This window comes from Cytobacillus solani (assembly GCF_001420595.1).
In the GTDB taxonomy this organism is placed as follows: Bacteria; Bacillota; Bacilli; order Bacillales; family Cytobacillaceae; genus Cytobacillus; species Cytobacillus solani.
In genome coordinates this window covers 2,712,371-2,726,650 of the sequence record NZ_LJIX01000006.1, presented here as the reverse complement: position 1 = coordinate 2,726,650, position 14,280 = coordinate 2,712,371, and the positions used below count along the sequence as shown (strand labels likewise).

Annotated in this window: 14 protein-coding genes; 10 read left to right on the top strand and 4 right to left on the bottom strand. The window is 35.6% G+C overall.

Features of this window, described 5'->3' with window-relative positions:
- Nucleotides 1–238 precede the first annotated feature (238 nt).
- On the top strand, nt 239–739 hold the full coding sequence (locus tag AN957_RS15440; protein ID WP_053476348.1) for an Lrp/AsnC family transcriptional regulator: 501 nt from the start codon (nt 239–241) through the stop codon (nt 737–739).
- A complete protein-coding gene (locus AN957_RS15435) occupies nt 739–1,902 on the top strand; it encodes an aminotransferase (protein ID WP_053476347.1) in 1,164 nt (387 codons plus the stop codon). Before AN957_RS15440 ends, AN957_RS15435 begins: the two co-directional genes overlap by 1 nt.
- A gap of 65 nt (nt 1,903–1,967) precedes the next feature.
- Here the strand turns inward: AN957_RS15435 and AN957_RS15430 are convergent, their stop codons facing one another.
- The 4 genes from AN957_RS15430 to AN957_RS15415 form a co-directional block, all read right to left on the bottom strand.
- The gene (locus tag AN957_RS15430; RefSeq protein WP_053476346.1) at nt 1,968–3,908 is read right to left on the bottom strand and encodes an FtsX-like permease family protein; all 1,941 of its coding nucleotides are present in this window, start codon (nt 3,906–3,908) and stop codon (nt 1,968–1,970) included.
- The gene (locus tag AN957_RS15425; RefSeq protein ID WP_053476345.1) at nt 3,898–4,659 is read right to left on the bottom strand and encodes an ABC transporter ATP-binding protein; all 762 of its coding nucleotides are present in this window, start codon (nt 4,657–4,659) and stop codon (nt 3,898–3,900) included. The genes AN957_RS15430 and AN957_RS15425 overlap by 11 nt, the downstream gene beginning before the upstream one ends.
- A gap of 103 nt (nt 4,660–4,762) precedes the next feature.
- A complete protein-coding gene (locus tag AN957_RS15420) occupies nt 4,763–5,767 on the bottom strand; it encodes a sensor histidine kinase (protein ID WP_053476344.1) in 1,005 nt (334 codons plus the stop codon).
- Entirely contained in the window at nt 5,760–6,455 is a 696-nt protein-coding gene (locus AN957_RS15415) for a response regulator transcription factor (RefSeq protein WP_053476343.1), read from the bottom strand. The genes AN957_RS15420 and AN957_RS15415 overlap by 8 nt, the downstream gene beginning before the upstream one ends.
- A gap of 184 nt (nt 6,456–6,639) precedes the next feature.
- On the opposite strand from AN957_RS15415, the gene AN957_RS15410 reads away from it, so the two are divergent.
- The 8 genes from AN957_RS15410 to AN957_RS15380 all read left to right on the top strand — a co-directional run bounded on the left by AN957_RS15410 (nt 6,640) and on the right by AN957_RS15380 (nt 14,258).
- Nucleotides 6,640–7,617 carry a ring-cleaving dioxygenase gene (locus AN957_RS15410; RefSeq protein WP_053476342.1) on the top strand — a complete coding sequence of 326 codons (978 nt, stop codon included), beginning with the start codon at nt 6,640–6,642 and terminating at the stop codon, nt 7,615–7,617.
- A gap of 489 nt (nt 7,618–8,106) precedes the next feature.
- Entirely contained in the window at nt 8,107–8,256 is a 150-nt protein-coding gene (locus AN957_RS27800; protein ID WP_156319123.1) for a hypothetical protein, read from the top strand.
- Nucleotides 8,257–8,278: 22 nt separating this feature from the next.
- Nucleotides 8,279–9,034, top strand: coding sequence for a GTP pyrophosphokinase (locus AN957_RS15405; RefSeq protein WP_053476341.1), 756 nt, complete (start codon nt 8,279–8,281; stop codon nt 9,032–9,034).
- A gap of 24 nt (nt 9,035–9,058) precedes the next feature.
- On the top strand, nt 9,059–9,679 hold the full coding sequence (locus AN957_RS15400) for a TetR/AcrR family transcriptional regulator (protein WP_053476340.1): 621 nt from the start codon (nt 9,059–9,061) through the stop codon (nt 9,677–9,679).
- 186 nt (nt 9,680–9,865) lie between these two features.
- A complete protein-coding gene (locus AN957_RS15395; RefSeq protein ID WP_053476339.1) occupies nt 9,866–10,651 on the top strand; it encodes an SDR family oxidoreductase in 786 nt (261 codons plus the stop codon).
- A gap of 120 nt (nt 10,652–10,771) precedes the next feature.
- Nucleotides 10,772–12,652, top strand: a complete 1,881-nt coding sequence (htpG, locus tag AN957_RS15390; protein WP_053476338.1) for a molecular chaperone HtpG — start codon at nt 10,772–10,774, stop codon at nt 12,650–12,652.
- 70 nt (nt 12,653–12,722) lie between these two features.
- Nucleotides 12,723–13,196: an SRPBCC family protein gene (locus AN957_RS15385; protein ID WP_053476337.1), complete on the top strand. Its 474-nt coding sequence runs from the start codon at nt 12,723–12,725 to the stop codon at nt 13,194–13,196.
- A gap of 93 nt (nt 13,197–13,289) precedes the next feature.
- Nucleotides 13,290–14,258 (top strand): bile acid:sodium symporter family protein, encoded by a 969-nt coding sequence (locus tag AN957_RS15380; RefSeq protein WP_056684984.1) that lies wholly within the window; start codon nt 13,290–13,292, stop codon nt 14,256–14,258.
- The last annotated feature ends 22 nt before the right edge of the window (nt 14,259–14,280 follow it).

The window sequence follows — 14,280 nt, the reverse complement described above, 5'->3', positions numbered from 1 at the left end:
TTGGGAAGATATAACCAATGCTGAAAAAAGATGTATGCTTCTATTATTTCTACACTATAGGAATCAAATTTTATATCTATACGGCCTAATTTCTTACGGGATATAGCTATATTCATATCTCTTCCAAAAATGAAGATACTGTTAAAAAAGAAAGGTTATTCTATCGAATGGATTCTATTCTAATCCACGCGTATTTGATATAATAAGACGTATTTTTAAGACATATGGAGGTTCTTCGATGAAGCTGACACATAAGGAATTGGAAATTGTAGAGATTTTGGAAAAAGATGCGCGAATACATACGGATGATCTTGCAAAAATGGTCCAATTAAGCATGCCTGAAACAAAAGAGATCATCAAAAAACTGGAAGAACAAAAGGTAATAGTAAAATACACGTCAGTGATAGATTGGGGGAAAGTAGAAGACCATTCAGGCCTAACCGCTATGATTGATGTAAAAGTAACACCTAAGCGTGGCGTAGGCTTTGATGAAATAGCTGAAAGAATTTACCGCTATAAAGAAGTAAAGTCTGTATATTTAATGTCAGGTGCTTATGATCTATCCGTTGAAATTGAAGGGAAATCCATGAATGAGGTTGCCCATTTTGTTTCGCAGAAGCTATCAACCCTTGACTCTGTTATCTCAACAACTACTCATTTTATATTGAAAAAATATAAGCATGATGGCACCATTTTTGAGTCAGGCGATGATGACAAACGAATTGTGGTGTCACCATAATGAAGAAAAACTATTTATCCAAAAAAGCTCAAGCATTAAAACCTTCAGGCATTCGCCGGTTCTTTGATTTAGCTGCCGGTATGAAAGGTGTCGTTTCCTTAGGCGTCGGTGAGCCGGACTTTGTCACACCTTGGACGGTAAGGGAGGCAGCTATTCTCTCCATTGAGCAAGGCTATACATCGTATTCGGCAAATGCGGGATTGCTGGAGCTGAGGAAAGAAATTTCTGGCTATATGAAAAAGCAATTTAATGTAATGTATTCTCCAAGTTCAGAAATTATTGTTACAGTCGGTGCCAGTCAGGCAATTGACATTGCAATGCGAACCATTCTAGATCCTGGCGATGAGGTTATTATTATTGAACCATGTTTTGTCTCATATTCACCGATGGTTGACATGGCGGGTGGTGTCCCAGTTCATGTACAGGCTTTGAAAGAGAATGATTTCAAAATATTGCCCTCTCAATTAGAAGAAGTAATAACTGAAAAGACGAAAGCCATCTTGCTCTGTTCGCCCAATAATCCAACTGGATCGATGCTGAATAAAAAGGAACTTGAAGAAATTGCAGAGATAGCGGTTAAATACGACTTACTTGTCATTGCTGATGAAATCTACGCGGAGCTTGTTTATGATGAGGAATATACAAGTCTGGCATTGATCAAAGGGATGAGAGAAAGAACGATATTAATTTCTGGTTTTTCTAAAGGATTTGCGATGACAGGCTGGCGTCTTGGATTTGTCTGTGCACCAGAAGAGATTACACAAGCCATGCTGAAAATTCATCAATATGCGATTATGTGTGCACCAACAATGGCCCAATTTGCAGCGATTGAAGCACTGAAAAATGGTCGTTCAGATGTTGAAGAAATGGTGAAAAGCTATCGCAGACGACGTAACTATATTGTTCAGTCATTCAATGATATGGGTTTAACATGCCATACGCCTGGTGGAGCTTTTTATGCATTTCCTTCGATAGAATCTACAGGACTTAGCTCTGAAGAGTTTGCTGAAAGGCTGTTACTTGAAGAGAGTGTAGCTGTTGTCCCAGGAAATGTCTTCGGTGTAAGCGGGGAAGGGCATATCCGCTGTTCTTATGCGACATCCATGGAGCAGCTGCAGGAAGCAGTCAAACGGATGAATCGATTTATAAATAAGTTAATATAGAAAAAGCGCTTGTCTCCCTATTTTTTATTTAGAGAGAACAAGCGCTTTTGTAATTTATTAATAAATTACAATGCATCTTTAATTACTTTCTTAGAATATAGAACAGATAGGACTCCAAATATGGAATACAAAGCTGTGTAAAGAACCATAACAATGATCATTGGTGTCCATACTTCGGAGCCAAATAGAAACCATCCTGATTGAACAGCAAAATAGCTGTGCAGAAGTCCTATGACAAGGGGAATCCCAAAATTAAAGAATTGTTTTGCTTGAATTCCTTTTAAGAGGTCTCCCCGAGTAAATCCAAGCTTTCTTAAGATCGTATAATTTGGTTTCTCATCCTCACTTTCATCCATTTGCTTGAAATAGAGAATACAACCAGATGTTATCAAGAAAGTTAACCCTAAAAATCCAACAATGAACATGATGAGTCCCATATTAATTTTTTGATTTGTGCTCATTTCTAATTGGGAATCATTTCGGCCAGTGAAAGTAAATTCTTGAAATAGCTTATTCGCTTTTTCAAGGTTTTCATCGTCATTAAGATCAATACCGATATATATATTGGATTCCATTTGGATTTCTGGATTTAAATCTTTTTTCAATCGTTCGAATATGGATTCATCCACTATTGCCACGGGCAAGCCACCGCCAGTGAAATAATAAGGAATGATGAAATCCTTATTCAAACCTAAATATTTTTGTGAAATATTTTCCGACTTTCCTAACAGGCTAATTTCGCCAGAGTCTTTAAGTGTCATGAATTTTTGGAGTAAATCATTATAGCCAGTAAAAAGAGTTTCGTTTGAAGATAAATCTAACCCTTCGATTTCATTATCACTAACAACAGGAATCTGCATAACATTTGGATCAAAATTCATTCCATTTAGGTTAAAATCGGCGATTTCCTTTATATTTGCTTCAATCTGAAGGACGTTAATTTTTTTCTCGGTATACTTCATATGATTTTCATCTAACGCCTTTTTAAATTGTTCTGAATCTTCATTGTCTGTTAAGGTAAAATGAGCGGGAACATTGTTCTCAGCACTTTTTTCAGCAGAGTAATAAGAAATAAAACTTAGAGAAAGTAAACCAATAGCAAGTGCTGATACTGTTGTAATAATAGTTAGTAACAATGCATTTGATCTCATTCTGAACATAATGGTTGAAAGAGACAATACTTCATTTATATTCAAATAGCCGTCTTTCTTTTTTCGAATGAGATTAAAAATAAAACTGACAGACCCTTTATAAAATAAATACGTTCCAATAATTACGGATCCAAGTATAAAGAGCATAGCAAGCAGCAGCTCAATCATCGTTGTAAAATCTCCGCCAAAAAGCTTAGAGGAAACATAATAGCCCATGATAATTAAAGCAATTCCCACTATACCAATGAAGATTTCAAAAATTGACAGTTTCTTCACTTTTCCTTCTGTTTTTGAGGTTACCCTGAATAAAGAAAGAATAGTTTGTCTTTTAATAAACAAATAGTTCATAAGCATGATTAATAGGTAAATAGCACCAAATACGATAATTGTCTGGATAAGTGCCTTTAAAGAAAATTGAAGGGAGGCAATGCCTTCAATGCCTGTAATTTTTAACAAAATCATAATGATTAATTTTGATACAGAGAAACCTAACAGGATTCCGACAATTAATGAACCAAAATATAGAAACAGGTTTTCTAAAGTAAGAATGCGGAAGATTTTTCCCTTTGTCATCCCGATTAATTGAAATAACCCAACTTCTTTACTGCGTCTTTTAATAAAGATATTATTGGCATATAAAAGGAAGATTGACACAATTCCAATAAGCAAGACCGTTGCAGCACGAATGGAAGCCGCTCCCTTCACTGTTCCCTTTGTTTCATTCATGGATGGATCATATTGTAATGTGACAAATGCGAAATACAAAGCAACACTAAAGATGAGGGCGAAAACGTAAAGATAATAGTTCTTTAGATTTTTCTTCAGATTGCGGATGATCAGATGATTAATGCTCATTTTGCACCCCGCCTAGTATCGCTTGCGTTTTCATGATGTCATTAAAGAAGGTTTGCCTTGTTTCTTCGCCTTTATTTAATTGAGTATAGATTTGCCCGTCCTTAATAAAAATCACGCGATTGCAGTAGCTTGCTGCAACTGGGTCGTGAGTAACCATTATAATGGTTGCTTGTCTTTTCTTGTTCAATTCACTTAATTTATTTAATAAATCAGACGCAGATTTAGAGTCAAGTGCGCCAGTTGGTTCGTCGGCAAAAATGATGCTTGGCTCATGGATAAAGGCTCTTGCTGCTGAAGTGCGCTGCTTTTGTCCGCCAGATATTTCGTTAGGATACTTATTTTTTAACTCTAAAATACCTAAATCTGCCGCAACCTCATTAAATTTTTTATCTGCTTCTTTCTTGGATATTTTTCGAATAGATAACGGCAATAAAATATTTTCTTTTACCGTTAGCGTATCAAGCAAATTATAATCTTGGAAGATAAAGCCTAAGTAATGTTTCCGAAATATAGCAAGCTGTTTTTCCTTCATGCTTGTCATTTCTTTTCCTTCAATCGTGATTGAACCTGTGCTTGCTTTATCAATGGAGGATAGTACATTTAGCAAGGTAGTTTTTCCTGAGCCGGATGCTCCCATAATACTGACAAATTCTCCTTTGTCTATTTTTACATCTATGCCCTTTAAAACCTCTTGTTTGTTAAATTTATTGCCATAGCTTTTATGGATCTTACTAGCTTCTAAGATATTCATTGTCTTCTCCTTTAATAGTGAAATTCTATTTTTATTATAGAGTTCTCCATTTTGCTATTCCTTCGATTGTCCGAACAAATAATAATAGCATGTGACAATTTTGTCACATGCCTGTTATGTTTACAAATTCATTTTTTTTCGGAAAAATGAGCGTGAAGGTCGTTCCTGAACTAAGCTTCGATTGGACATCGATGTGGACTTTCAAAGATTCTGCCGCTTTTTTGGACAAATATAGTCCCATACCTGTAGCGGAAGTATCTTGATGATTGGTTGTTGAGGTAAATCCTTTATCAAAAATACGCGAAAGGTCCTTTTGCTCGATGCCTCGACCAAAGTCTCTTACATCAAGCATGGTTTGCTCATCCCGCTGATAGCTTTTAATGATAATATCGGACGAGTCACTATATTTCACTGCATTTGTTAACAGCTGACGAATAATGAAACTAAGCCACTTCGCATCACTAAGCACCTCTTCTACTTCTAGATCAATGTCAAAGCCAATGCCTTTTTGCATACACCAGGATTGTAATGTTTTGATTTCCTTGAAAATCAAGTGTTCCAAATTTGTATGTTCGATATATAAATCATTTTTAATAAAGGGAATCCGTTTTTGATGAAGCTGCTGATCAAGTAAAAGATGAATCCGAAGCCATTCGTAAGTCATCTGAGATTTCAGCATTTTATCATCTATACGATCAATCATTAAATTTATTGCAGTCAACGGTGTTTTCACCTCATGTATCCATGAAAGCAGGTCATCCTTTTCTTGCTCTAGCAACAGCAGATTTTGTTCTGATTCATTTTTTAGCCTCATTACTTGATTTGTGATGCTATTTTCGATGATCCATTCAAAAGGGCTTTCTGGTTCTGGAATGCTAGAAACATCGAAGTCATTGTCACGTTCTTCCAAGCTTAAATAAAAGCGAGATTCTTTATGATAACGCACAGTGATAAATACAATAAAAATAATTGTTGATAGAAAAACATAATACTGGACAGATCGGAATGAACCTGCCGAATCTATATATCCGATGATGAGCGAGAGCAATTGGATTGTAATAAAAAACAGAATCCAGCTGCGTCTTTCTTTGAGATAGGTTCTAATCATGGGGATAGTCCTCTTCAATCGCTATATACCCTTGTCCGACCTTCGTTTCTATATAACAGCCTAATCCAATTTCATCTAGTTTTTTTCGTAGACGATTGACATTAACTGTTAACGTATTATCGCTAATAAAGCGTTCATCATCCCAAAGGCTTGTAATGAGTTCCTCACGGCTTACAATTTGATTTTTTCTATCAATAAGCAATTTTAATATAAAGATTTCATTCTTTGTTAATTCTACAGTCCCAGCTTCATTAGTAACCGTATTTTTTTCAAAATCGATCTTCGCATCATACCAGGTTTTTAATTTATTCGCTGTCGTATTGTAATTATAGACACGACGGAGAATGGCCTGTATTTTGGCAACGAGTACATCAAAATGAAAAGGCTTCTGTATAAAATCATCAGCACCCAGCTGCATGGACATCACCATATCAGTTGGATGATCACGTGACGATAGAAAAATAATCGGAACATTTGAATGTGTTCGAATGTTACGGCACCAGTGAAATCCATCGAATTTCGGCAATTGAATATCGATAATGACTAAATCGGGATCCACTGCAGTAAATTCTTGAATCACCTTACTAAAATCTTGAATACCGTATACATCGTATGACCAACCCGTTAATCTTTCTTTTACTTCATTAAATAATGTACGATCATCTTCAATTAATAACAATTTAAACATTTTAAACACCACACTTTTTTTTATTACCTAAATTAATTGTAAAGGAAAATCTTGTTAAGTGCTATAAGTGAAAGGAAAGGGAATAATAGGATAGAACTTTACATTGAATTTATTTCATGTTATATTTATCTCGAATTAAAAATATATTAATTAAGTGTATTTTATATAAATGGAGGAATTATAAATGAATGGATTAAAGGGAATACATCATGTAACAGCTATTACAAGTAGTGCAGAGAAAAACTATGAATTTTTCACCTATGTATTAGGGATGCGTTTAGTAAAGAAAACAGTCAACCAGGATGATATTCAGACCTATCATTTATTTTTTGCGGATGATAAAGGCAGTGCTGGTACAGATATGACCTTCTTCGACTTTCCCGGGATTCCGAAGGGTGTACACGGAACGAATGAAATTTCCAAAACGTCATTCCGAGTTCCAAGTGATGCAGCATTAGAGTATTGGGTCAAGCGCTTTGATCGTCTAGAAGTGAAGCATACCGGAATAAAAGAACAATTTGGCAAGAAGACCCTTTCGTTTGCAGATTTTGATGACCAGCACTATCAGTTAATCTCCGATGAAAAAAATGTAGGGGTTGAAGCTGGTACCCCATGGCAAAAAGGTCCGATTCCGCTCCAATATGCAATCACAGGCTTAGGACCGATTTTTGTTCGCGTAGCAAACTTTGATCACTTTAAAGAAATGATGGAAAAGGTGTTATTATTTAAAGAAATTGACCAAGAAGAATCGTTTCATTTGTTCGAGGTTGGAGAAGGAGGCAACGGTGCACAGGTTATTGTCGAATACAATACCATTCTCCCACAAGCAAGACAAGGGTTTGGAACAGTGCATCACGCTGCATTCCGGGTTGAAGACCGCTCTGTTTTGGAAGAATGGATTGAACGAATGGGGACCTTCGGATTCCATACATCTGGCTTCGTTGATCGTTTCTTTTTCGCATCCCTTTATGCAAGAGTGGCTCCACAAATTCTTTTTGAATTTGCTACAGACGGTCCGGGTTTTATGGGAGATGAACCGTACGAAACATTGGGAGAGAAGCTATCACTGCCTCCATTCCTTGAACATAAGCGAGAGCAAATTGAAAGATTAGTTCGCCCGATCGATACGGTTAGAAGTACGATTGAATTTGATAAAGAATAAGTTAGAAACCTTACTATGCATTTATTTGTGTAGTAGGGTTTTTTCTATTATTAGACTCAGGTAAGAGAAAGCTTCATGTACCCCTGAAAGTAGAAAAAGTGAGTTCATGGTAACAAGAGTGTGTGTCATGTACCCCTGAAAGCAGAAAAAGTGAGTACACGGTAACAAGAAGGTGTGTCATGTACCCCTGAAAGCAGGAAAAGTGAGTTCACGGTAACAAGAATGTGTGTCATGTGCCCCTGAAAGCAGAAAAAGTGAGTTCACGGTAACAAGAGTGTGTGTCATGTGCCCCTGAAAACAGAAAAAGTGAGTTCATGGTAACAAGAGTGTGTGTCATGTACCCCTGAAAGCAGAAAAAGTGAGTACACGGTAACAAGAAGGTGCGTCATGAGCCTAAGAAAGAAAAAAAGCAAGCCATAGTCATAAATGACACGGTGTCATGAAAAACATTGACATATGACAAAGTGTCGTTTAGGATAAATGTATAGGATGACAAGTTGTCATATTGGAGTGAAGAAAACAATGGATATTGAAAAATTAAAGAAGCTCATCAATGAGTTAAAATCAAAAGGTGTCAATGCCTCATTATGTAAAAGACCAGCAATTATTCAAAAACCAATTACTGCTAACGGGCGTTAACCACATAAAAAAGGAGAAAAAGATGGAAGACAAAACACCTAGCAATTTAACGCAATTAAAGTTATTAAAAACAGAACTCATTCGTTTCATGATGTCATACAAGTTTGCATTAGACGAAATGAATACGAAGATAGATATTTTAAAACAAGAATTCCAATATATTCATGACTATAATCCGATTGAACATGTGAAATCTAGGATTAAATCTCCTGAGAGTATTTTAAAGAAGATTCAGAGAAAAGGGTATGAGCTTTCCTTGCCATCTATTAGAAAAAATATAAAAGACATTGCGGCCATTCGTATCACCTGTTCTTTCATTTCTGATATTTATGAAATCAGTAAGATGCTCCAGAATCAAAAAGATATAACAGTTATTGATTGCAAGGATTATATAAAAAATCCTAAACCGAATGGATATCAAAGTCTTCATTTAATCCTACAAATCCCGATTTTTATGTCCGATAGAGAGGATCATATCAATGTAGAAATTCAAATCCGTACCATCGCCATGGATTTCTGGGCAAGCTTGGAACATAAAATTTACTACAAGTATAATAAAGAAGTCCCTCAAACGATTAAAGATGATCTGCGTGAAGCAGCAATGACTGCCACACAATTGGATAAAAAAATGGAGAGTATTCATAAAGAAATGAATAAAATCAAGGAACTTATAAATCATGAAGAAGACTTGAATGAAGTATCAATCAATAATGAAAGATTCCGTCTCCCTAAAGACTTTTTATTACCGATTATGAAAAGAGCAAATTTAGTTGAATAATTAGTAGAATAGGAAGCGAGCAAATTGCCAAAAATTACATTTTTTAACTTACCTGAAGATAAGAAGGAAACATTAATCCAAGCAGCAAAAAAGGAATTTTCAAGGGTGCCCTTATATGATGCTTCGATTACGAATATTATTAAAGAAGCTGGTATCCCACGAGGCAGCTTTTATCAATATTTCGAAGACAAGGAAGACGCGTTTTTCTTTTTATTAAATGAACTGACGAAAGAGCATAAGTATATTTTTATACACTTATTAAGCAGTAATAATGGAGATATATTCGAAACAATGATTGATTTTTTCCGAGTAATCATCTCTGAAGAAGAAAATTTTAATTTCTTAAAGAATACATTTTTGAATATGACTCATCGAATCGAAAGTACTTTTTCAAGAAGCTTTAGCTCGAATGAGAGAAATGAAAACTTCGAGAAATTCAGTTCATTCATTGATAAAAATGTATTAAACATATCAGATGAAAATGAATTGTTTTATGTTTTCCAAATCATTGCAGCAGTTACATTCCGGAGCTTTGTCGATAAATTTGCTCGGGATCTTCCGATTGAAGAAGCAATGAATACGTATTTGATCGAAATGAATTTGTTGAAGAAGGGGCTTTATCGAGATTCGCTTGAGCCAAAATAGGATTTTTAGTAGAGGTGCTTATTCAAACTAAATTATGTTTGGACGAGCACTATTTTTATATTTAAATTTGCTTTTTTTCCTTATTGTCTTAAACTGATAACAGAAGTCTGGTTTATTTTGTAAAAGTATAAGAAGAACTATGCTGCTGTTTGGAAAAAGCCTAAGGAACATGAGGAGGAGTGTTCAATGGATTTAAATCTTAACGGAAAAGTTGCACTTGTTGTTGCCTCAAGCCAAGGTCTAGGAAAAGCAATTGCGACACAGCTTGCCAAGGAAGGGGCTCAAGTTATGATTACGAGCCGTAACTTAGAAAAACTGCAATCGGTCCAAGCTGAATTGCGTGAAGAACATCATTGTGAAGTGAAATTCCATGTTGCTGACATTACAAAGCCAGAGGATATTAAAACGCTTGTGGAAAAAACAAGGGAAGTCTTCGGGAAAATTGATATTCTTGTTAATAATGCAGGCGGACCGCCAGGAGGGACTTTTGAACAATTATCTGATGAGGAATGGGAAAATGCCTTTCAGTTAAATTTATTCAGCTATGTCCGAATGATTCGTGAAGTACTGCCTGATTTAAAGAAAAGTGGCGGCAAAATTATTAATATTGCCTCTACCTCGATTAAACAGCCTATCACTGGACTGATCCTGTCGAATACGTTTCGTTTAGGGATTGTAGGGATGACAAAGACTTTAGCAGAGGAGCTCGGTCCATACAATATTCTCATTAATACAGTGGCTCCTGGCAGAATTGCTACTGATCGAGTAGACTATTTAGATCAATTAAATGCAAATAATCGTAATGTATCTAAGGAAGTGATCGTTGGAGAAGCAATCAGCGCAATTCCGCTTGGAAGATACGGAACACCAGAGGAATTTGCCAATGTAGTTACCTTCCTTGCCTCTGATGTTAACACCTATATTACTGGCAGCTCTATCCTAATTGATGGTGGCATGGTAAAAGCGTTGTGAAAAAAATGAAGTACATATATTGACTCAAAAAATAGGATATGTTATTTAATAGATGATAGGTTTTAGCACTCTGACTGCTAGAGTGCTAAAATGGTGAAATGACTGAAAGGAGCGTTTAATATGGAAAAAAAGCAATTTCAAGCTGAATCTAAAAGATTATTAGAAATGATGATCAACTCTATCTATTCTCAAAAAGAAGTGTTTTTACGCGAATTGATTTCAAATGCAAGTGATGCAATTGATAAAATTTATTATAAGGCACTAACAGACGAGCAGTTAACCTTTGAAAAGGATAGCTACTACATAAAGGTAGTTCCTGATAAAGAAACACGAACATTGAAAATTATTGATACGGGGATTGGAATGACGAAAGAGGAGCTGGAAAACAATCTCGGTGTCATTGCGAAGAGTGGCTCCTTAGCATTTAAAACTGAGAATGAAATCAAGGATGGACACGATATTATTGGTCAATTTGGTGTTGGTTTTTATGCAGCATTCATGGTTGCGGATGTCGTAACTGTTATCAGTAAAGCTCAAGGAAGTGATGAAGCTTACAAATGGGAATCTGAAGGAACGGATGGCTATTCAATCGAGCCCGTTCAAAAGGATTCTGTAGGAACAGAGATCATTTTAAAAATAAAAGAGAACACAGAAGATGATAATTATGATGAGTATTTAGAATCGTATTCATTAAAGTCTACCATCAAAAAATACTCTGATTTCATTCGCTACCCGATTAAGATGGATATGAGCAGCAGCCGTCCGAAAGAAGGCAGTGATAATGAATTTGAAGAGTATGTGGAAGAACAAACAATTAACAGTATGGTTCCAATTTGGCGGAAAAATAAAAGCGAGCTGACGGATGAAGATTATGAGACATTCTACATGGAAAAGCGTTATGGCTTTGATAAGCCATTAAAGCATATTCATGTAAGTGTAGATGGAACGATTCGCTACAATGCGATCCTATTCATTCCTGAGAAAATTCCTTTCGACTATTATTCTAAGGAATTTGAAAAAGGATTGGAGCTTTATTCAAATGGTGTTTTAATTATGAACAAGTGCGCAGATTTACTTCCTGATTATTTCAGTTTTGTTAAAGGGATGGTCGATTCTGAAGACCTGTCTCTCAACATTTCAAGGGAAATTCTTCAGCATGATCGCCAGTTAAAGCTAATAGCAAAAAATATCAGCAAGAAAATCAAAAGCGAGCTTCAAAGCCTACTAAAAAATAATCGTGAAAAATATGATGAGTTTTATAAATCCTTTGGTCGCCAGTTGAAATTTGGCGTATACAGTGATTTCGGCAGCAATAAAGAGATGCTGCAGGATTTATTAATGTTCTATTCTTCAAAAGAAAAGAAAATGGTTACACTCGATGAATATGTCTCAAGAATGCCAGAGGATCAAAAATATATTTACTACGCTTCAGGCGATTCAGTTGAAAGAATTGATAAGCTGCCACAGACAGAGATTGTTGCTGAAAAAGGCTATGAAATTTTATACTTTACAGAAGATATTGATGAGTTTGCGATCAAAATGCTGATGACTTATAAAGAGAAGGAATTTAAATCTGTTTCTAGTGGTGATTTAGGCATTGAAACAGATGAAAATGATAAAAACAATGACGAGCAGAAAGAGGAAAATAAAGAGCTCTTTAGTGCAATGAAAGACATTTTATCAGGAAAAGTCAAAGAAGTAAGAGCCTCAAAACGGTTGAAGTCCCATCCTGTTTGCTTAACAGCAGACGGGGAAGTGACGATTGAAATGGAAAAAGTATTAAATATGATGCCTGACAATCCAAATGTAAAGGCAGATAAAGTATTAGAAATTAATTTAAATCATGATGTATTTAAGTCATTGAAAGAAGCATTTGAACAAGATAAAGAAAAACTGAGCTTGTATACAAATTTGCTTTATAATCAAGCACTCCTTATTGAAGGCTTGCCTATTCAGGATCCAGTTGAATTTACAAATGATATTTGTAAAGTAATGGTATAATATAAAAAAAGTCAGCCCTACTAAATGAATAAAGTAGGGCTGTTCTATTATCGTTTGGAGGTATTTACATATGCTCGCAGTTTTAGAAAGTGTTGAAGGCGGTTATCGTGCAATATTTGAACGTCATCTCAACCATGGAGTTGAACAAGTCTGGGCGATGCTAACTGAAAATGAAAAATTAGCTGCTTGGTTTACTGAGTTAAAAGTAAATGAACTCCGTAAAGGTGGATATATCAAGTTTGATATGGGTGATGGCACGTTTGAAGAAATGGAAATTCTCGAGTTAACAGAAGAGGCTGTTATAGAATACACATGGGGTGAGGACATCATCCGCTTTGAATTGTCAAAAGAATCTGAAGGCTGTAATTTAGTCCTAATTGAAAAAATCAATAAACTCACGGATCATACCCCAAGAGACCTTGCCGGCTGGCATGTATGTTTAGATGTAATCGAGAAACTGCTCGATGGGAAAACAATCCATTCCAGAAACGAAGAATGGCAAAAGTGGTATGAGCATTATGTTAAAGCAGTAGAAGTATTATAATCATTGATTTTTGTGTAAGAAAACGGTTTTTCCGAAAAAAGGAAGAATCGTTTTCTTCTAATAAAAATTGTTAAGTGATGAGGAGAATAAATCTTGTTACAAAAACTGAACAAACAACTAGAAAGAATGATGCCGTTAATCACGCCAACCAGTGTTGTAATAGGTGTTTTGCTAGCTGGTATTTTTAAAGACTATTCTTTTTTAATTCCATGGATTTTTGCATTTATGACTTTTGCAGGCAGTCTTAGTTCCAATTTTTCTTCGTTGAAACAAACATTGAATCATCCATTCTCCTTGTTCTTAGTTCTGTTTATTTTACATATATTGATGCCTGCCTGGGCTTGGGGAGTAGGGCATATTGTATTTAGCGGGGATTTATATACAATTACTGGCTTTATTTTAGCAATGGCAATACCTACTGGAATTTCAAGCTTTATATGGGTATCGATTTACAGAGGAAATATTCCTTTTACTCTAGCCATTATTTTAATTGATACATTCCTATCTCCATTTATCGTGCCATTTACTTTATCTATTTTAGTCGGTGAAAAAATAGAAATGGATGTATTCAGCATGATGAAAGGCTTAATTGGCATGATTGTTCTTCCATCAATTCTAGGCATGTTCTTGAATCAATGGACAAAGGGGAAGGTAAAGGATGTGTGGAGTCCTCGGTTAGCTCCATTTTCGAAAATTGGTATGGGTCTAGTAGTTATTTTAAACGGGGCTGTGGTTGCTCCGTATTTGCAGGAAGTGAATATAAAACTAGTCATTATAACTATAACTGTTTTTTGCATTGCCTTTACTGGTTATTTATTTTCCTTTTTCATAGGAAAATGGTGTAAGTGTGATAAAGAAACAGTCATTGCTTTAACTTTTACCGGTGGGATGAGGAATATAAGTGCAGGGGCTGTTATTGCTGTTTCCTACTTTCCTCCTCAGGTCGCTGTTCCGGTCGTTATTGGCATGCTCTTTCAGCAAGTATTGGCATCCATTTATGGGTTGATGATGGATCGTTATTTTAATCGAACAAGTATGGTAAAAAAAAAGCAAGCAATGTAAGCAAATGTGATTGATGAAAGAA

Bases quoted from the DNA above. Each gene is read 5' to 3' on its own strand.
- AN957_RS15385 (WP_053476337.1), top strand. From the start codon at position 12,723: ATGCTCGCAGTTTTAGAAAGTGTTGAAGGCGGTTATCGTGCAATATTT.
- AN957_RS15430 (WP_053476346.1), bottom strand. From the start codon at position 3,908: ATGAGCATTAATCATCTGATCATCCGCAATCTGAAGAAAAATCTAAAG.
- AN957_RS15395 (WP_053476339.1), top strand. From the start codon at position 9,866: ATGGATTTAAATCTTAACGGAAAAGTTGCACTTGTTGTTGCCTCAAGC.
- AN957_RS15415 (WP_053476343.1), bottom strand. From the start codon at position 6,455: ATGTTTAAATTGTTATTAATTGAAGATGATCGTACATTATTTAATGAA.
- AN957_RS15435 (WP_053476347.1), top strand. From the start codon at position 739: ATGAAGAAAAACTATTTATCCAAAAAAGCTCAAGCATTAAAACCTTCA.
- AN957_RS27800 (WP_156319123.1), top strand. From the start codon at position 8,107: ATGACAAGTTGTCATATTGGAGTGAAGAAAACAATGGATATTGAAAAA.
- AN957_RS15440 (WP_053476348.1), top strand. From the start codon at position 239: ATGAAGCTGACACATAAGGAATTGGAAATTGTAGAGATTTTGGAAAAA.
- AN957_RS15410 (WP_053476342.1), top strand. From the start codon at position 6,640: ATGAATGGATTAAAGGGAATACATCATGTAACAGCTATTACAAGTAGT.
- AN957_RS15425 (WP_053476345.1), bottom strand. From the start codon at position 4,659: ATGAATATCTTAGAAGCTAGTAAGATCCATAAAAGCTATGGCAATAAA.
- AN957_RS15405 (WP_053476341.1), top strand. From the start codon at position 8,279: ATGGAAGACAAAACACCTAGCAATTTAACGCAATTAAAGTTATTAAAA.
- htpG (WP_053476338.1), top strand. From the start codon at position 10,772: ATGGAAAAAAAGCAATTTCAAGCTGAATCTAAAAGATTATTAGAAATG.
- AN957_RS15420 (WP_053476344.1), bottom strand. From the start codon at position 5,767: ATGATTAGAACCTATCTCAAAGAAAGACGCAGCTGGATTCTGTTTTTT.